The sequence below is a fragment of the Mesorhizobium sp. M7A.F.Ca.MR.176.00.0.0 genome (genome assembly GCF_004023165.1).
Lineage (GTDB): Bacteria > Pseudomonadota > Alphaproteobacteria > Rhizobiales > Rhizobiaceae > Mesorhizobium.
In genome coordinates this window covers 49,865-68,949 of the sequence record NZ_RZTC01000021.1, presented here as the reverse complement: position 1 = coordinate 68,949, position 19,085 = coordinate 49,865, and the positions used below count along the sequence as shown (strand labels likewise).

The 19,085-nt window shown below is 62.3% G+C and carries 13 protein-coding genes, 1 tRNA gene and 1 pseudogene; 7 read left to right on the top strand and 8 right to left on the bottom strand.

Annotated features, from left to right (window positions below; genetic code table 11):
* On the top strand, positions 1–1,285 hold a 1,285-nt coding region (betB, locus tag EOB59_RS10055), incomplete at its 5' end, for a betaine-aldehyde dehydrogenase (RefSeq protein ID WP_128288272.1).
* A gap of 8 nt (positions 1,286–1,293) precedes the next feature.
* Here betB and EOB59_RS10050 read toward each other — a convergent pair.
* Both EOB59_RS10050 and EOB59_RS10045 read right to left on the bottom strand, forming a co-directional pair.
* Complete coding sequence (locus EOB59_RS10050) at positions 1,294–3,534, bottom strand: mannose-1-phosphate guanylyltransferase/mannose-6-phosphate isomerase (RefSeq protein WP_127810952.1); 2,241 nt, start codon at positions 3,532–3,534, stop codon at positions 1,294–1,296.
* 11 nt (positions 3,535–3,545) lie between these two features.
* Positions 3,546–5,066 carry a phosphomannomutase/phosphoglucomutase gene (locus EOB59_RS10045; RefSeq protein WP_127396722.1) on the bottom strand — a complete coding sequence of 507 codons (1,521 nt, stop codon included), beginning with the start codon at positions 5,064–5,066 and terminating at the stop codon, positions 3,546–3,548.
* A 200-nt stretch (positions 5,067–5,266) separates the two neighbouring features.
* Here EOB59_RS10045 and EOB59_RS10040 point away from each other — a divergent pair.
* From EOB59_RS10040 to EOB59_RS10025, 4 genes are all read left to right on the top strand, one after another.
* Positions 5,267–5,343 (top strand) — tRNA-Pro (locus EOB59_RS10040).
* 778 nt (positions 5,344–6,121) lie between these two features.
* A complete protein-coding gene (locus tag EOB59_RS10035) occupies positions 6,122–6,337 on the top strand; it encodes a hypothetical protein (RefSeq protein ID WP_164874012.1) in 216 nt (71 codons plus the stop codon).
* A gap of 6 nt (positions 6,338–6,343) precedes the next feature.
* On the top strand, positions 6,344–6,787 hold the full coding sequence (locus tag EOB59_RS36110) for a hypothetical protein (protein WP_245481754.1): 444 nt from the start codon (positions 6,344–6,346) through the stop codon (positions 6,785–6,787).
* A 224-nt stretch (positions 6,788–7,011) separates the two neighbouring features.
* Complete coding sequence (locus EOB59_RS10025) at positions 7,012–7,356, top strand: hypothetical protein (RefSeq protein ID WP_127396723.1); 345 nt, start codon at positions 7,012–7,014, stop codon at positions 7,354–7,356.
* A 33-nt stretch (positions 7,357–7,389) separates the two neighbouring features.
* Here EOB59_RS10025 and EOB59_RS10020 read toward each other — a convergent pair whose 3' ends face one another.
* The 4 genes from EOB59_RS10020 to EOB59_RS10005 form a co-directional block, all read right to left on the bottom strand.
* Positions 7,390–9,009 carry an ABC transporter ATP-binding protein gene (locus EOB59_RS10020; protein WP_127810954.1) on the bottom strand — a complete coding sequence of 540 codons (1,620 nt, stop codon included), beginning with the start codon at positions 9,007–9,009 and terminating at the stop codon, positions 7,390–7,392.
* 16 nt (positions 9,010–9,025) lie between these two features.
* Positions 9,026–10,147 (bottom strand): ABC transporter permease subunit, encoded by a 1,122-nt coding sequence (locus EOB59_RS10015; RefSeq protein ID WP_127267925.1) that lies wholly within the window; start codon positions 10,145–10,147, stop codon positions 9,026–9,028.
* Positions 10,140–11,063: an ABC transporter permease subunit gene (locus EOB59_RS10010; protein WP_127322904.1), complete on the bottom strand. Its 924-nt coding sequence runs from the start codon at positions 11,061–11,063 to the stop codon at positions 10,140–10,142. Before EOB59_RS10010 ends, EOB59_RS10015 begins: the two co-directional genes overlap by 8 nt.
* A 164-nt stretch (positions 11,064–11,227) precedes the next feature.
* Positions 11,228–12,820 (bottom strand): peptide ABC transporter substrate-binding protein, encoded by a 1,593-nt coding sequence (locus EOB59_RS10005; RefSeq protein ID WP_127810955.1) that lies wholly within the window; start codon positions 12,818–12,820, stop codon positions 11,228–11,230.
* Positions 12,821–13,210: 390 nt separating this feature from the next.
* On the opposite strand from EOB59_RS10005, the gene EOB59_RS10000 reads away from it, so the two are divergent.
* Entirely contained in the window at positions 13,211–13,645 is a 435-nt protein-coding gene (locus tag EOB59_RS10000) for a TadE/TadG family type IV pilus assembly protein (protein WP_127396103.1), read from the top strand.
* Positions 13,646–15,427: a TadG family pilus assembly protein gene (locus EOB59_RS09995; protein ID WP_127396102.1), complete on the top strand. Its 1,782-nt coding sequence runs from the start codon at positions 13,646–13,648 to the stop codon at positions 15,425–15,427. It begins immediately after the preceding gene.
* Between the two features lie 11 nt (positions 15,428–15,438).
* Here the strand turns inward: EOB59_RS09995 and EOB59_RS09990 are convergent, their stop codons facing one another.
* Positions 15,439–17,058, bottom strand: coding sequence for an alpha-glucosidase family protein (locus EOB59_RS09990; protein ID WP_127396101.1), 1,620 nt, complete (start codon positions 17,056–17,058; stop codon positions 15,439–15,441).
* A pseudogene (gene glgX / locus EOB59_RS09985) lies at positions 17,045–19,056 on the bottom strand (glycogen debranching protein GlgX). Before glgX ends, EOB59_RS09990 begins: the two are co-directional and overlap by 14 nt.
* Between the last annotated feature and the right edge of the window lie 29 nt (positions 19,057–19,085).

Here is a 19,085-nt window from a genome sequence, read left to right as displayed (position 1 = left end):
GGCGCGGCTGAAGCCGGTCGAGCGCGGGCGCATCCTGCGCCGCGCCGCCGACATATTGCGCGCCCGCAACGCCGACCTCGCCCGCATCGAGACATTGGATACCGGCAAGGCGATCCAGGAAACGCTGGTGGCGGACGCCCCTTCGGCGGCGGACTGCCTTGAATATTTCGGCGGTGCGGTTGCCGCCTACAATGGCGAGTCGGTCGATCTCGGCGGACCCTTCGCCTACACAAGGCGCGAAGCGCTCGGCGTCTGTGTCGGCATCGGCGCCTGGAACTACCCGATCCAGATCGCCGGCTGGAAATCGGCACCGGCGCTCGCCATGGGCAACGCCATGGTGTTCAAACCTTCGGAAAACACACCGCTTTCAGCACTCGCGCTGGCCGAGATCTACAGCGAAGCGGGGCTGCCTGACGGCCTGTTCAATGTCGTGCAGGGCTATGGCGATGTCGGCGCCGGGCTTGTCGGCCACGATGTCGTCGCCAAGGTCTCGGTGACCGGCTCGGTGCCGACCGGCCGCAAGGTGCTGTCGCTCGCCGGCTCGAAGATGAAGCACGCGACGATGGAGCTTGGCGGCAAGTCGCCGCTGATCGTGTTCGACGATGCCGACATCGAGAACGCCATTGGCGGCGCCATGCTCGGCAATTTCTATTCGACCGGGCAGATCTGTTCCAACGGCACGCGCGTCTTCGTGCAGAGCGGCATTCACGACCGCTTCGTCGAGCGTCTGATCGAGCGGACCAAGAAAATCCGCATCGGCGACCCGCTCGACCCCGAAACCCAGATGGGGCCGCTGGTTTCCAAGGCACAGCACGACAAGGTAGTGGGCTATATCGAGATCGGCAAGCAGGACGGAGCAACGCTTGCCTGTGGCGGCAACGTGCCTTCGCTGCAGGGTTTCCAGGGGGGGTTCTTTGTCGAGCCAACGGTGTTCACCGGCGTCACCGACACAATGCGCATCGCCCGCGAGGAGATTTTCGGGCCTGTCATGAGCGTGCTGAAATTCGACGGTGAGGACGAGGTGATCGACCGCGCCAACGACACCGAATTCGGCCTTGCCGCCGGCGTCTTCACGCGCGACCTGCCGCGCGCCCACCGCGTCATTGCCGAGCTGCAGGCCGGCACCTGCTGGATCAACGCCTACAATCTGACGCCGGTGGAAATCCCGTTCGGCGGCTTCAAGCAGTCGGGCATCGGACGTGAGAATTCATTGGCGGCGCTGGCACTCTATTCGCAGCTGAAGTCGATCTATGTCGAGACGGGCGACGTGGCGAGCCCGTACTGATCAACCCTCTACGCCTTCGGGTCGGCCGTGCTGTCCAGATACTGGGTCAGCGCACAGACCAGATGATAGAAGATGCTGGCCGGCACGTCCGATGCCAGTGAGCGGCCGCGCTCGTCGATGCGGTCGATCCACAGGCCGAGCGGCGCCGGGTCGATGTGCCAGCGAAACAGCCGGCCGACGCGCGCTTCGATCTCGGGCTTCAGGTCCGGCCCGCCCGAACCATCCAGCGCGATAGCCGCCTTCACCGCTTCGGCCTGCGGCCAGCTGCGTGATATCAGGTCGAGCGGCAGGCCCTGCCGCGAGACGGCGCCATAGGCAAGGCCGGTGGCGCGGTTGAGGCCATTGGCAGTGGCCGACGCGTAAAGTTTTCTGGCAAAGCCGCTCAATTCGGCCTGGCCGCTGCGTCCAGCGAAATCGACCAGCAGCGAGGCCCACTCGAAATGGTGGCCAGGCTCGGTCCATGACCCTTTCTCTCCTGCGGATGGCTTCCATTCGGCATCGAAATACTCGCCAAGCGTCCAGCTTTCCGGATCGAAGAAATGACTTCGGAAGAGGTCGATGATGCGCGCTGCGCGGCGCAGATGGGCGCGCTCGCCAGTCGCCTGATGCCAAGCGAGGAAGGCCTCGAGCAGATGCATATGCGGGTTGGAGCGGCGCTCGCCTTTGCCGTCCGATGTCTCGAGGAAGCCGGTCATGCGGCTGTCTTCGAGATGCGCATCGAGAAAGGCGAAGGTTTCCTCGCCGAGGCGCAAGGCGTCTGGATTGCCAGACATATGCGCATGCGCGAGCGCCAGGAGCACGCAGGAATGATCGTAGGCATCCTCGGTGGCGTCGGCGACCGAACCGTCGACATTCAGCGTCCGAACCCAGCCGCCCTTGTCGGTGCGGCCCTTGCCGGCCATGAAGGCGATGCCGTGGCTGATCAGCCGGTCGGCCGGACCGTCCCAGCCGCGCGCTCGGGCGACGGCGAAAGCATAGACCTGCCTTGCCATGGTGCGCATGCGCTTGGGCTTCATCAGCGGCGAGGCGTCCAGGCCGAGCGCTTCGTGAAAGCCGCCATGGCGTTCGTCGACCCCCGATGTCGACCACAGCGGCAAGGTCTCCTGAAACAGCCAGTGATGCACGCGCCGGCGCCAGGCGCCGCTTTCGATGACGCGGTCATGCGCCGGCGTGAACCTGGTTTCCAGGCGACCCGATTTTTCGAGCTGCTCGACGATCTTCTTGACGTGCTGGCTGTGGCTGACCGGGGCGACGAAGGTGGCATCCGATGTCGAAACGATGGCGATGTCCTTCATGCCGATCGCCGACAGCAGGCGGCCATCACTGCGAATGTAGGAATTCTCGCAATCGATAGCGACGACATCGCCGATGATGACATTGCCCCGGTCGTCGGCGGGGCCGACATCGAGCAGCGACTGCCAGGAGCCGAGATCGTTCCAGCGGAAGCCGGCCGGCACCATGGCGATGTCTTTTGCCCGCTCCATGATGGCGTAGTCGATCGAGTTCGACGGAATGGCGGCGTAGAGTTCTAGCGGCATGTAAAGGCCGGACAGATCCGATGTCGCTGCCCTGTAAGCTGCTTCGGTGGCCAGCCAGATATCCGGCTGGAACGCTATGAAGGCATCACGCATGGCGACGGCGCGAAACAGGAAGATACCGGTGTTCCAGTAGAAATTTCCGGCCTTGAGATAGCTTTGCGCAGTCTCAATATCCGGCTTTTCGACGAAGCGCGACACATCGAAGGTGCCGCCGCTTTCGGCCGCGACCTCGATATAGCCGTAGCCGGTCTCGGGCTGTGTCGGCTTGATGCCGAACACCACCAGCCGTCCACTGCGCGCTGCCTCGGTGCCGGCTTCGACGCTCTGCCAGAATTGGCGCGGGGTCGATATCTCATGATCCGACGGCACCACCAGCACCAGGCTGTCACCGAATTCGGACAGCGTGCGCAGCGTCGCCAGTGCGACGGCGGCGGCTGTGTTGCGCCCGGTCGGCTCGAACAGCGGACCGCCGCCGGCGAGGTCGAGACCAGCAAGATCGGCGTGAACGCGATCAGCATGGCGCTCCGCGGCGATCAGGAAGATCGGCGTTTCGCCTTCCGGCCGGGCCGTCAGCCGACGCAAGGTCTTGGCCAGCATCGAGCCATCGCCGGACAGATCGTGGAACTGCTTGGGGTTGTCCTCGCGCGACAGCGGCCACAACCTCGAGCCGACGCCGCCGCTCATGACAAAACTGACAATCCGCTCGGTCATTCAACTACCATTCAAAAGGTCTGGTTGTAGGCGCCCACCTCGGGGCTGCGGCGCAGCACGGCGTCGACAGCCTCGAACATCTCCCGTCGACGCTGCGACGACACCGGGCTTTCGACCACCACGACCAGTTCCGGTTTGTTCGATGAGGCGCGCACCAGCCCCCAGGTGCCGTCGTCGGCGACGACGCGCACGCCGTTGACGGTGATGAGGTCTGCGATCTTCTGGCCGGCGAAAACCATTCCATCCCGTTTCATGGTCTGAAAATCGGCAACCACCCGTTCGACCACGCCATACTTCACCTCGTCCGCGCAGTGAGGCGACATGGTCGGCGTGCCGAAGGTCAGCGGCAGCGCGCGATAAAGATCGGCCATCGAACTGCCCGGGCTGCGATCCAGCATTAGGCAGATGGCGATGGCGGTGACCAGCCCGTCGTCATATCCGCGCCCGATCGGCGGATTGAAAAAGAAATGACCTGACTTTTCGAAACCGGCGACAGCACCGAGTTCGGCGACGCGGCGTTTGATGTAGGAATGGCCGGTTTTCCAATAGTCAGTGACGGCGCCATTGGCGCGCAGCATTGCGTCGGTATGGAACAGGCCGGTCGATTTGACGTCGACGACGAAGGTCGAGTTGGGATGCTGGCTGGAAATATCCCTTGCCAGCATCACACCGACCTTGTCGGCAAAAATTTCATTGCCTTCATTGTCGACGACACCGCAGCGGTCGCCATCGCCGTCGAAGCCAAGGCCGATGTCGGCGCCTGATGCCAGCACCTTGTCCCGGATGGCATGCAGCATCCGCATATCCTCGGGATTGGGATTGTAGCGCGGAAATGTATGGTCGAGTTCGACGTCGAGCGCGATGACCTCGCAGCCGATGCGCTGCAACGCTTGCGGCGCGAAGGCGCCGGCAGTGCCATTGCCGCAGGCTGCGACCACTTTCAGCTTTCGGGCGATGCGCTTGTCGCGGGTCAGATCGTCGAGATAGGTCGCGCGAAAATCGCGGATGAAATCGTAGGAGCCGCCGCCGACGAGATCGAAATCACCAGCCAGCACGATCGCCTTCAGCGCGCTCATCTCTTCCGGGCCGAAGGTCAGCGGCCGCGCAGCACCCATCTTGACGCCAGTCCAGCCATTTTCGTTGTGCGAAGCGGTGACCATGGCGACCGAGGGCGTATCCAAAGCGAACTGGGCGAAATACGCCATCGGCGACAACGCCAGTCCGATGTCCCTCACCCGTGCGCCTGCGGCCATCAAACCGGACACCAGGGCCAGTTTGATCGACAGCGAATAGGAGCGGAAATCATGCCCGGTGACGATATCGGGACCGGCGCCGAGACGGCGGATCAGCGTACCAAGCCCCATGCCGAGCGCCTGGACGCCGATCAGATTGAGTTCCGGTCGTTGCGCGGAGCCGGGATGGCCGAACCACCAGCGCGCATCATATTCGCGAAAGCCGGATGGCTTGATCAGCGCTTCGGTTTCGAATTCGAAACTGTTGGGCCGCGCGTCGCCAACGATGCTGAAGGACAAGACTGGAAACTCCGAATGGCAGAAATTACGAATTGTCGAGGGCTGCGGCTTAGCACACAAGGCTTTAGGCCACGTTTATTCCGGAAGGGAATCCGGGCCTTTCGGGCAATGCTCGACGAAAGCCGACGAAATGCGACAGAAGTGCCGCCGTGCCGCTTGCAGGAACCAAGTGTGGCGGCTATAAGCCCGCGGTCTGGTCACGGAGTGTAGCGCAGCCTGGTAGCGCACCTCGTTCGGGACGAGGGGGTCGCAGGTTCAAATCCTGCCACTCCGACCAGAAAAAACAAAGAGTTAGCGCATCCCGACTTCGGCGCTCCACCTGCCCCTCAAGCGAGACTACTCGCGTCCCCGTCAGTCGGATGGCGAATTTCTATTCGCCGTGCCTCTGTGACTCGGCCGACAGCGATGCCTGTTGCACTGGACAGTAACCAGACGGTCCAACCGGCCGCCTGATGTTTTCATGCGTGCGCTCGCGGACAGCTTCTGGAAAGATCCTGACGGATACGCGCGTCTCCGCTCAGCGGAGGCCAAAAAAGCTCAAGATCGCTATCACGATGACTACAGCTCCAACGAGCCAAATGATGTTGTTCATGATCTCTCTCCTGTTGCCTGGGGAAGCCCGCGCCTCTGGCGGAGAACGCGGGCCGACCAGCCTTTGCCGACTGATCTGCAGCAGACACCAAATCGTGATCCCGGCTGCGAGAATAAACCATCAGGCACGCCTAATGTTCCGTCGTGCGTCCTATGATCATAGGCGCCGGCATCATCACCACGACAGCGCTGTCGTGACAGGTTCCGTCCTCACCCATCGGCACCATCCCGTGGTGATCGAACGACGGGTACCGACGCTGGGATCCGGCCCCGATTCTTGATGGGAGTCGGGTCTTGATGGGAGTGGGGCCACGAGAGGCCTTTGGCACGCATCCCAATCACGCCCGCAACCAGACTTAAGTCCAGCCCCTGCCCGACCGAAGTCCAGGTTGGAAACGCTTGCCCTTGCCCCAAATTCGGGTGGTGGGCGAAAAATGATCAATGAAAAACTAAAGAGCAGCAGCATGTCGAACCGTGAGACCAAGAAATCCCATGCCCTGGGCATGCGCATGACAGAGATCAAGGCCAGGATGCAGGAAGCCCAGATTACCGAAGACGAGATGAAGACCTTCCAGAAGGTCGCGGCCATCATGGAGGGCGACGAGGGCCGAATCGAGGTTGACGACCTGATTGCCGCGTCATTCCTCACCGACACGACGCTGAACAGCCAGAAGCGTTAAGCGACCATGCCGACGATTAGCAGACTTTTTGATTCCCCCGCCGATGCGGCGCGGGTCGCCAGCGACTTGGTGGCGGCCGGAATTCCTCGCGTACAGATCGCCATCATCGGGCCTTACAATAACGAGGCGGGATTTCTTAGGGTTTCCGCTTTGGGATCGTTACTTGGCGCTGCCGCCGGCGTGTTGGCCTGCCTGAGCGCCGTTGCGGCCTATGGCACCAATCCTGTTGCTGCGAGCGTGTTGCCAGCAGCGGTGGCGGGCGCGGTCTGCGGCGGCGTTGCCGGCGGTCTGCTTGGAACATTCGCCATGACAGCCATAGAGGCGGATGGTCAGGACGTTGCCGAGGGGGTGGTTCTGGTGACGGCGCATGTCGATGAAAATGACGCCGACATCGCTCAGGCAGTGCTCGGCGGTCGTCCCCCGTCGACGTTCGTGGCTGAAGCAGCGTAGGAAAGGCCCGCCCGACGTTGCCGAGACGCGCTCTCTGCGTTCACCAGTGATTGAACCCAACACGCGCCAGATAGCAATTCGAGTGGCAGAGAATGTTCCTGCGCCGGACGCAAAGCTGGCCGGTAGCAGGTTTCTTCGCGGGCCGCATATTTTGACGAAAAGGTCCGTCGGCTTTAGGGTTGATGGACCTGATGGAGTCAGCGAAACGGCGGGCCGAGTGCGACATGAATTTGAATTCAACCACAGCCCCGCCCTTGATTCTTGTGATGACGCTGGTTCTCTTCGCTGGCTGTTCATCGCTCGGCAGAACCGTCGATGCAGCGAAATACGATTCGATGACGTGCACCGACCTCAACAGGGCGATGGGAGACGTCGCCCGTGACATCTCGCAAACGGCAATCACGCGCGGCAAGGTGGCCAACACCAATGTTCCACGCTGGCTGCTCGGCGGCTCACGCGTGAAGACCGCGGTAGCCAACCGTGAAACAGCCAGGATCGACCGGCTTAAGCAGCAACAGGATGCCATTGCCGCTGTGCGAGCACGCAAGTGCCTCAGGTCCGCGAATTGAGCGGACAGCCAATGCCTCGGTGCGGAGCCCGGTTCAGGCGCTCAGGCGAAATCGCGTCACGTCGATCGCCGCGGCCATCAGCGTCTGTGTGTAGGCGTGCCGCGGATCGATGAAGATCGCCTCAGTCGGCCCTTCCTCGACGATCTTGCCCTGTTTCATGACGATGATGTAGTCGGCCATGGCGCGCACGACCGACAGATCGTGGCTGATGAAGAGATAGGACAATTCGTGGTCCGCCTGCAGCTTGCGCAGCAGTTCGACGATCTGTTTCTGCACAGAGCGATCGAGCGCTGAGGTCGGCTCATCCAATACCACCAGCCTGGGCTTCAGGATCATGGCGCGAGCAATGGCGATGCGCTGCCGCTGGCCGCCGGAGAATTCGTGCGGGTAGCGATTGCGTGCGTTGGGGTCGAGGCCGACCTCGCGCAAGGCGTCGACCGCGCGTTGATCACGCTGCTTGCCCGAAAGATCAGGCTCATGCACCAGAAGTCCTTCGGTGATGACCTGGCCGACGGTCATGCGCGGCGACAGCGAGCCGAACGGGTCCTGGAAGACGAGCTGCATCTGGCGCCGCAGCGGCCGCATCGCCTGCCTGTCGGCTTGGGAAATGTCGCGATCGCCGAAGCGGATAATTCCGTCGCTCGGCAACAGCCGCAGCAAGGCGCGGCCGAGCGTCGACTTGCCCGAGCCGGATTCACCAACGATGCCGATGGTCTGGTTTCGCTGCAGCCGGATCGAGATGTGATCGACGGCACGCAGCATCAGCGGTTCACCAGCAAGAAACCCGCCGCCAATCCTGAACGTCACTTCGACATTTCTGCCTTCGAGCAGCACCGGAGCATTGGCGGGCGGCGGCGCCTTGCTGCCGGTCGGCTCGGCCGCCAGCAGCATTTTCGTGTAGGCATGCTGGGGATTGACGAAGATGGCCTCCGCCTCCCCCTCCTCGACAACCTCGCCTTGGCGCATGACATAGACCCGGTCGGCAAAGCGGCGGACGATGCCAAGATCGTGGGTGATGAAGACGATCGCCATGCCGAGCTTGCGCTGCAATTCGGCCAGAAGCATCAGGATCTGCGCCTGGATGGTCACGTCGAGCGCCGTCGTCGGCTCGTCGGCGATCAATATGTCAGGGTCGTTGGCGAGCGCCATCGCGATCATCACACGCTGGCGCTGGCCACCTGACATTTCATGCGGATAGGATTTCATCCGCCGCTCGGGATCGGGAATATGCACCAGCCGCAGCAGCTTGAGCGCCTCTTCCCGCGCCTCGGCGGCATTCAGGCCCCGGTGCCGGCGGATCGGCTCGATCAACTGATTGCCGATCGAATAGAGCGGATCGAGCGAAGTCATCGGCTCCTGAAAGATCATGCTGATCTTGCGGCCACGAACCTGGTTGAGCTCGGATTTGCTGAGCGTCAGAAGATTGCGGCCGCGATAATCGACGCTGCCTGTCGCTTCGCCGTTCGATGCCAGCAGGCTCATCGCCGCCATCATCGTCTGGCTTTTGCCGGACCCGGATTCGCCAACCACGGCAACGGTCTCGCCCGCATTGACGTGGATGCTGATGCCCTTCACCGCCTCGACTGCGCCGTCGAGCGTGCGGAAGCGGACACGCAGATCCTTGACGCTGAGGATCGTTTCGGAAGCAGCCATCTTAGCGATCCCCATCTTATCGATCTCTCGGGTCCAGTGCGTCGCGCAGGCCGTCGCCGACGAAGTTCAGCGCGAACAGCGTCGAGACGAGGAAGAAGGCGGGAAACAGGAGCAGCCAGTTGGCGGTGCCGATGTTCTTGGCGCCGACCGAGATCAGCACGCCCCAGCTGGTCATCGGCTCCTGCACGCCGAGGCCGAGAAACGACAGGAAGCTTTCCAGGATGATGACCTGAGGCACCAGCAGCGTCATGTAGATCACCACCGGGCCGAGCAGGTTGGGGATGACGTGGCGCAGCAGGATACCGCGCTGGCCGACACCCATGGCTTCCGCCGCCTGGACATATTCCTGCCGGCGGATCGACAGCGCCTGGCCGCGCACGATGCGCGCCATGTCGAGCCACAGCACGGCGCCGACCGCCAGGAACATCAGCACAAAGTTGCGGCCGAAAAACACTACCAGCATGATGACGAAGAAGATGAAGGGCAAGGAATAGAGCACGTCGACGATGCGCATCATCACCTCGTCGACCTTGCCGCCGGCAAAGCCGGCAGCGGCCCCGTAGACCACGCCGATGACCACCGCCACGACACCCGCGAGCAGGCCGATGGCCAGCGATATGCGCCCGGCCATCAGCGTGCGCGACAACAGATCCCGGCCGGTGTTGTCGGTGCCGAACAGGAAATATTGCTGCTTGATCGAGGCGCTCATCGTCACTTCGAGACCGTCGGGCGACTTGCTCTCGATCTTGGTGCCGTCAAAGGCATCGGAACGGTCGAGATAACGGATGTTGCGATCGTCGATCGGCCTGGTCGACTTGACGGTGACGAAGACCTGGTTGCCTTCCTGCCGCCACTCCTTGATGTCGACCCGCATGCGCTTGATCGCTTCGGTGAGCGCCGTCTCGATCATGTCGGCCTTCGGATAGGCTGACAGGCTTGGCGGCATACGCACATAGTCGGCATAGATGGTGGTGTATTGATGTGGCACGAACCACGGCCCGAACACGCTGACGACACCGATCAGGGCAAGGTAGTACAGGCTGAACATGGCGGCGCGATTGGCCTTGAGCCGCGCCCAGGCATCCCCCCAGAGCGAACGGCCGATGACGGTGGGGGCTGTGGCTGCGATGTCAGTCATAGCGCACCCTCGGATCGACGACCGCGTACATGACGTCGACGATCAGGTTGAAGACAATGGTAAAGATGGCGATCACCACCACCGTTCCCATCACCAGCGTGTAGTCACGATTGAGCGCGGCATCGACGAAATAGCGGCCGACGCCTGGAATGGAGAAGATCGTCTCGACAATGACCGAGCCGGTCAGCAATGCCGCCGCCGCCGGACCGGTGAAGGAGACGATCGGCAGGATGGCACCGCGCAGCGCGTGCTTGACCACCACCGACCAATCGGACAGGCCGAGCGCGCGCGCCGTGCGGATGTGGTGGGACCGCAAGGATTCGATCATCGAGCCACGCATCAGCCGGGCGACGATGGCGATCTGCGGCAGAGCGAGCGTCAACACCGGACCGACCTTGTTGATGAAAGCGCCATCGCCCCACCCACCGATCGGCAGCAGCCTCCAGGTCAGCCCGAACAGGAGTTGGATCACCGGCGCGATGACGAAGGTTGGGATGGTGCTGCCGGCCGTCGCCAGCGCGATCACCGTATAGTCGCCAAGCTTGTTCTGGTTAAGCGCCGCAATGGTGCCGAGCACACAACCGAGCAGCAGCGCCAGGACGAGCGCCGAGGCACCGAGCTGAACCGATATAGGCAGGCCCTTGGCGAAGAGTTCGGTGACGGTGAAGTCCGGCATGTTGTAGCTCGGGCCGAAATTGCCGCGCAGCAGATTGCCGAGATAATGGACGAATTGCAGCCAGAGCGGATCGTTGAGGCCGAACTGGGCTTCGAGATTGGCCCTGATCTCGGGGCTCAGCCCCCGCTCCTGGTTGAATGGGCCGCCCGGCGCGACGCGCATCAGGAAAAACGCCATGGTCACGATGACGAACAGCGTCGGGATGGCGGTCAGAAGCCGCCGTAATACGTATCGCAGCATCGGTGCCCCGCTTGACCCAGAGCAACGCGCGTCCAGTTGGACGGTTGCGCCCTAGCCTTCAAATCTTCGCACCGACATGCCGAAAATCGATTCCGGTTCCCGGGCCGATGCGATGGCAAACCAGCACCGCCGCGCATCGAGTTGCGCGGCGGCCCAGCTAAGGATCAGTCCTTGCTGATGAAGCGGGACGGATGGATGTCCATCACATTGTCGTCGAAGCCATGCAGCTTCGAGGAAACGATGTCGTGGAAGCTGTAGTAGAGAAGCGGAATGTTACCGACGTCATCGACAAGGATGCGCTCGGCCTCAGTGAGGTCCTTCATGCGCTCTTCCGGCTTGCCGCCGGCAGCCGCAGCCTTGTCCATGGCCGCTTCATATGCCGGGCTGACATAGCTCGAATAGTTGTTGCCGCTGGCCTTGCGGGTGATGCCGAGGAAGGTCTCCGGATCCTTGTAGTCGGCGATCCAGGCGGCACGCGCCACGTCGTAGTCGCCCTTCTGCTCGAGGAAGGAGTAGTGGGTCTTGGTGTCGGTGTTGACGAGCGAGACGTCGATGCCGAGCGGCTTCAACTGTTCCTGGATGGCGACGGCCGTGTTCTTGTGGTTTTCCGAAGTGTTGTAGCGGATCTCCATCTTCAATGGATGCTCGGGCGTATAGCCGTGTTTCTCGAGGGTCTTCTTGGCAGCGTCCTCGCGGTCGATCTGCGACATGTCGGCGTATTTGGCCATTGCCGGCGTGTAGCCCGCGATTCCCGGAGGCACCATCGAATAGCCAGGCAGCATCGAGTTCTGCCAGACCTTCTCAGCGAGGAAGTCGCGGTCGATCGCCATCGAGATGGCGTTGCGCAGTTCGACATTGTCCCAGGGCGCCTTGTCGGTCTTGATCGCATAATAATAGGTGCCGAGATAAGGTCCGACGCGGACCTGGTCGCCGAACTTGGTCTTGAGGTCAGCGAGCTGTTCGGTCGGCAGGTCGCCGTAGCTGTCGAGTTCGCCGGCCTCGAACCGCTTCATTGCCGATGAGCGGTCTTCGGTCGGGATATAGTTGACGACGTCCATCTTGACGGTCGCGGCGTCCCAGAATTTCGGATTCTTGACCAGCTTCATGTGGTCGTTGGGAATCCACTCGGCCAGCGTATAGGCGCCGTTCGAAACGAGATTACCCGCCTTGATCCAGTCGGCGCCGAGCTTTTCGATCGAAGCCTTGTTGACCGGATAGGTGGCTTGGTGGGTCAGCATCTCCAGGAAGTAAGGCGTCGGCGCCTTCAGCGTGACTTCGAGGGTATTTGCGTCAATCGCTTTGACACCCATATCTTCCGGCTTGCCCTTCTTGGTGTTGACGTCCTCCGCACCCTTCACCGGGTACAGCATCGAGGCGTATTCGGCAGCGGTGGCCGGATCTTCCAGCCGACGAAACGAATAGACGAAATCGTCCGCCGTCACCGGGCTGCCATCCGACCAGAGGCCATCCTTGCGCAGCTTGAAGGTGTAGACAGTGCCGTCGTCGGACACTGTCCAGCTTTCGGCCGCGCCCGGAATGAGGTTCGTCTTCTGGTCATGCATGACCAGGCCCTGGAACAAGTCGCGTATGATATCGGCTTCGTAGACTGTCGAGGTCTTGTGCGGATCGACCGTCTCCGCTTCGGCGGCGCTACCTCTGTTATAGACGGTCTCGGCGAAGGCCGGCGTGTAGAACGTGCCGGCGGCCAGCGCCATGGTCGTGGCGAGCACCGTCGCCTTCAGCATGTTTTTCAGCATGAAGTTCTCCCTGTCGGCGCTGCCGTTGGCGCGCCTAGTAAGTGTTGACGCCCTGGAGTCGATATCTGACCCCTTTGAGCGCGCCGCTGGTTCCCGTCCTGCGGCTCGTGCCCAGACACTAACGCGGAGAATTTTTATTTCAACAGACTCTCTGGGTCACCCAAAGTAAGGCGGACGAAAGCTATGGCGTGGCCACTGAAACACCAGCCGAAACCAGAAGCTTGACTTGGTTTCTTCACCTAGACGCCATTTTTCACCGCGAATCGGAGCCATGCCAGTTTGCCGGAATGTCTTAATGCGTTCTTAAGCAACCTGGGGTTACATTATGAGTACCTTCTATATGGTTCGAACTTCAGACGCGTGGCGGCTATGAGTAACAGAGAAAGTAAATTGCCCAAAATCCGTCAATTAACGCGGAAATTTCAAGAAGAACGGGGCACTTCTGCGGTCGAATTTGCCTTACTTTCACCGATTTTCATTCTCCTTCTACTCGGAATGGTTGCGTATGGTATATACTTCGGCGCCGCCAACTCGATCCAACAGATCGCAGCGGATGCCGCCCGCACGGCAATTGCCGGATTGAACCAGACCGAACGCCAGACGCTCGTAGCCAGCTTCGTCAGCAACAATGCCGGCGGATATCCTTTCGTGGATGTCAGCAAGTTGACCTACCAGGCCAACGACAGCACGGCTGATGGAAGCCAGTTCGTGGTTTCCATCCAGTACGACGCCCGCAACCTGCCGATCTGGAACCTTTTCCCGGGCATAGCCATGCCCGGGACCACGATCAAGCGTCAGTCAACGATCAGGGTCGGGGGCATTTGAATGCTGCTGCACGCGTGCAATGGGATCGGCCGCCTTGCCCGGTTGATGCTGAGTGACAGGAAAGCGAACTTCACTGTCATGGCGGCATTGAGCGCGCCGGTGGCGCTGGCGCTGGCCGCGGTGGCCATCGACGAAGCCTCGATCTACACCGAGCGCCGCGAAGCCCAGGCAATGGTGGATTTGGCGGCGATCACCGCCGCCTCGAACATGACCAAAGTCAACACAGCGGTTGTCACCACGCTGACCGACAACGGCATGCCAGGGGTTGTCGTTCAAAGCTCGGGACAGACGATCGAGCCGTCGGCCGGCAAAACCGTCGTGACGGTCACGCCCGGGCGATATGTGGCATCCGGTGCCAATGTGGGCCAGCGTTTCCAGGCCAGCGTAACACCCTACAATGCCGTCCGTGTCACCCTGAAGAAGATCCCGGCCCGCTATTTCGCGAGTTCGCTGATCCCCACCCCCGTCATCGGCACCCAAGCCATCGCCAGCATGACGCCGCAGGCGACGTTCTCGGTCGGATCGAGGCTCGCCAGCCTCGATGGCGGTATCCTCAACGCGCTTCTCGGCGGACTTCTCGGCAGCAACATCTCGCTCAGCGTCATGGACTACAACGCGCTGCTCTCCGCGGATGTGAGCGTGCTCTCCTTCGTCGACGGCCTTGCCACACAGTTGAACCTGACCGGCGTGTCGTATTCGGATGTGCTGGCATCGAAGGCGACCGTCGGCCAAATCGCCACGGCCATGGCCAATGTGCCGGGGCTTGGCAACACGGCCAAGTTCGCCCTGCAGACGATCGCTTCCAAGTCGACCAGTACGGTCCAGATCCCGCTCAGTCATCTGATCGATCTCGGCTCCGTCGGCAAGTTGGGCCTCGGTCAAAAGCCGGCCGGCCTTGGCGTCGATGCCAGCGCGATGGGCATGCTGACCGCCGCCGCCGGACTGGCAAACGGTTCGAAGCAGGTCGACGTCGCCCTCGGCGCCGCCATTCCGGGGGTGCTGTCGACCACGCTCGCCATCGCCATCGGCGAACCGCCGCAATCCTCGCCGTGGCTGGCGGTTGGAGAAGCCGGCACCGTGGTTCGCACCGCGCAAACGCGCATCAAGCTGCTGGTCACGGTCGGCGTCGGCAATCCAAACCTGGGCGGCGGTATCAGCCTGCTGTCAGTCAAGCTGCCGCTGAATGTCGAAGTGGCCTACGCCGAAGCAAAGCTGACCGACATCAGTTGCCCGACCGGCCCCGACAGCCTGAAGGTTACCATTGCCGCGAAGCCCGGCATCGCGGCGGTGAACCTTGCCGCCAGCGATGCCGATAACAGCCCCACCGCCTTCGCGGATTTCAGCAACCCGCAGTCGTTCTCCGACGCCAACATCGCGGATGTCAGCCTCAATCTGCTGCTGTTAAAAATCCCGCTAATACTGGTGAAGGGTTCGGCGGGTGCCGACATCACCAACGTCAGCCCGACCAACCTGGTCTTCAACAAAACCGAGATCGCCGCCAAAACCATCAAGACGACGCCAACACGGGACATTACCCAGACGCTGACAACGTCACTGGTCGACAAGTTGTCGCTTTCCGTCAATGCGCTTGGTATCCTCGGGCTTGACATAACGGCGTTGCTCGGCACCGTGAAGCCAGCTGTGACGACGCTTTTGAAAACCGTAACGGCACCAGTCGACACATTGCTTTACAACCTGCTCGATACGCTCGGCGTGCATCTCGGCGAGGCCGATGTCCGGGTCACCGGCGCGACATGCGGACGTGCCGTGCTGGTGCAGTAACGGTCCGGGTATCAGTCGAGCCTGCCAAAAAAGACTCCGAGCGCTGGCAGCAAAAGCTCGGTCGTGACGATCGCGGTGCCATCCAGCTGTACAACCGCTCCGATATTCCCCGGCAACGGCCAATTGGCCGGTCCTCCAGCGAAATTGAAGACACAGAGCAGTCTTTCACCGCCGCCCTCGCGAATGAAAGCGAGCACGTCACCCTCGGCGTCGAGAAAGCGGATCGAGCCTGATACCAGAGCCTCATGCTCCCCGCGCAAGGCCAGCGTGGTCCGATAGGACTTCAGCACCGAGGCCGTGTCGGCATTCTGGACGTCGACCGCGCGGGCGCGATGGCTGGCCGGTATCGGCAGCCACGGCCTGGCCGTGGAGAAGCCCGCATTGTCGGCGCCGGCCTCCCAGACCATCGGCGTGCGACACCCATCCCTGCCCTTGACGCCTGGCCAGAAGCGGATGCCGACGGGATCGCGCAGATCCTCATAGGCCAGTTCCGCCTCCTCCAGGCCCAGCTCCTCGCCCTCATAGAGGCAGATCGAGCCGCGCAGGCAGGACAACAGCATGATCGAGAATCTTGCGACCGCGTCGGGATCGCTGCCCGGCCTTGTCCAGCGGCTGACATGGCGCACCACGTCATGGTTGGAGAACGCCCAGCAGACCCAGCCGTCGGAAACGGCCGCTTCGAAGGCTTCGACGCAGCCACGCACATGCGCGGCCGAGAACTGCGGACCGAGCAGGTCGAAGGTGTAACACATATGCAGCTTGTCGCCGCCTGACGTGTAGGCGGCGAGCGTCTGCAGCGAGCGGCCTTCATCACCGATTTCGCCGACCGCGGCGCGGTCGTCATATTCATCGAGCAGCGTCCTGAAGCGGCGCAGGAACGCCAGGTTTTCCGGCTGCGTCTTGTCGAACAGATGCTCCTGGTAGAGGTAGGTGTTGGTCTCGCTGTTAGTGCCGGCGACGCTCGACGCCAGGGGCGGATTGCTGCGCAGCCAGCGGTCATGGACATAGTAATTGACCGTATCGAGCCGGAAACCGTCGACGCCCCGCTCCAGCCAGAAGCGCACCGTGTCGAGAAGCGCGTCCTGGACCTCCGGGTTGTGGAAATTCAGGTCGGGCTGCGAGGCTAGGAAGTTGTGCATGTAGTATTGCCGGCGGGTCGAATCCCATTCCCAGGCCGGGCCACCGAACACCGAGAGCCAGTTGTTGGGCGCGCCGCCATCGGGCTTGGTATCGGCCCAGACATACCAGTCCGACTTGGGGTTATCGCGGCTGGCGCGGCTTTCGACAAACCAGTCGTGCTTGTCGGACGAATGCGACAGCACCTGGTCGATGACGATCTTCAGGCCGAGACGATGCGCCTCGGCGACCAGCGCATCGAAATCTTCGAGCGTGCCGAACACCGGATCGACATCGCAGTAATCCGACACGTCGTAGCCCATATCGGCCATCGGCGACTTGAAGAAAGGCGACAGCCAGACGGCGTCGACACCAAGCGAGGCGACATGGGCGAGCCTCGACGTGATACCCGCGAGATCGCCGCTGCCGTTGCCGGTCGTGTCCTGGTAGGAGCGCGGATAGATCTGGTAGATGACGCAACCGCGCCACCATCCGGTCTTGTCACTCGCCGCCATCGCGCTTCTCCCCTGTGCCGGCTTGCGCTCGTTCGATCATGAAGATCACCGCCCGTCCCGATATCGGTCGCGAGCTGTCCGCCGCATCCGGCGCTTCGATGGCTGGAGCCCAGAAGAATCCGTCTCGCTCAGGCAAGGTGAACATGCAGGCCCGGCGATCGCCGTTGATAAGCACCGCAAGACGGCGGTCATCCTCGGCGGCCAGGATCATGACCAGGCGGTACCGCTGCGGATCCTGCCAGCTCTGTTCGTCGAGCGGCGCGCCTGTCTCGGTCAGCCATGCGACGTCCGGTATCTCCGAACCTGCCGGTGGCTGGCCAGTGAGGAAGCTTGTGTCGGAAAGCGCCGGCATCGACCGGCGCAGCCTCGAGAGTTCCGCCGTGTAGCGCTCCAGCGCCTGGTCGCGGCCGGCCCAGTCGAGCCAGGTGATCTCGTTGTCCTGCGCATAGGCGTTGTTGTTGCCCTGCTGGGTACGGCCGAACTCGTCGCCTGCGGTCAGCATGATGGTGCCGCGCGAGGCAAACAGCGTGGCGAGCAGCGCGCACTGATCGTTCTGGCGAGACTCCCATACGGCCGGATCGTCCGCATCCCCTTCGACGCCGCTGTTCCAGGACAGGTTTTCATTGTGACCGTCGCGGTTCTGCTCGCCATTGGCTTCGTTGTGCTTGCGCTCGTAGCGCACGATATCGGCGAGCGTCATTCCGTCATGGGCGGCGATGAAATTGACGGTCCGACTGGCGTTTTGCCTGTTCGTTGCGAACACATCGGACGAACCGGCAAGCCGGGTCGCCAGCGCACCGACCATGCCGGCGTCGCCGCGCCAGAAGCGCCTGACGTCATCGCGATACTTGTCGTTCCATTCGAGGAATGGCGGCGGAAAATTACCGAGCTGATAGCCGTCGGAACCGATGTCCCACGGCTCGGCGATCAACACCCGATCGGCCAGCAGCGGGTCGTCGCGCATCGCTCTCAGCATCGGCGCCTCGGCATCGAATGTTCCTTCAACCCTGCCCAGAATTGGCGCCAGGTCGAAGCGGAAGCCGTCGACGCCGGCATCCCTGACGAAATGGCTAAGCGTGTCGAGGACCATCTCCTGGACGACAGGATGATCGCAAGCGACCGTGTTGCCGGTGCCGGTATCGTTGGCCAGCCCGCCGTCTGATGAGTGCCGGTAGTAGGCCTGGTTGTCCAGGCCGCGCAGCGACAACGTCGGGCCAAGCCAGTCGCTCTCGCCGGTGTGGTTGAAGACGAGGTCGAGGATGACGCCGATGCCAGCCTCTCGCAGCACGGCGACCGTGTTTCGCAACTCCATGATGCCGCCTGGCGCCAAACGCGGATCGAGGGCCATGAAAGTCACGGGATTGTAGCCCCAGGCGTTGCGCAGCCCGAGCGGCGGCAAATGTCGCTCGTCGATCGACGCGGTCACCGGCATCAGTTCGACCGCGTCAACCCCCAGTTCTTTCAGATGCTCGATAACCGCCGGGTGAGCAAGTGCGGCGACTGTTCCGCGCAATTTTTCGGGAATGTCCGGATGCAGCATGGTGAAGGCGCGCACCGGCACTTCGTAAATAAGGCCGCCCGGCTGGAATAGCGGCGGGGCAGCCCCTGCACCGGCTTCGGCAGCGCAGCGGCAATCGCCTTCGGCATCAGCGGCGCGGTATCGGCGCCCTCGCCCCGGCGCTGGGCCAGCCGCCAGTCATAGACATAGGACCTGTCGATCTCGACGGCATATGGATCGGTCAGGAGCTTGGCGGGATCGAACCACAGTCCGCGTTCCGGCGCGTAGTCGCCATCGGCGCGAAAGCCGTAGCGGATGCCCTGGCCAAGGCCCGCAATGAACAGCGCATGGACGCCCTCACCTTCCGGCTGCAGTTCGAGCCGTTCGATTTCCCGGTTGCCCTGCTCGTCGAAGATCGAGACCCAAAGCCGACGGGCCGCCTGCGACCAAGCGGCAAAGCGGATGCCTTCGCGGGTGACGGTGGCGCCGAGCTGGGTCATGCAGTCTCCCCCTTCGCCCCTTGTGGGAG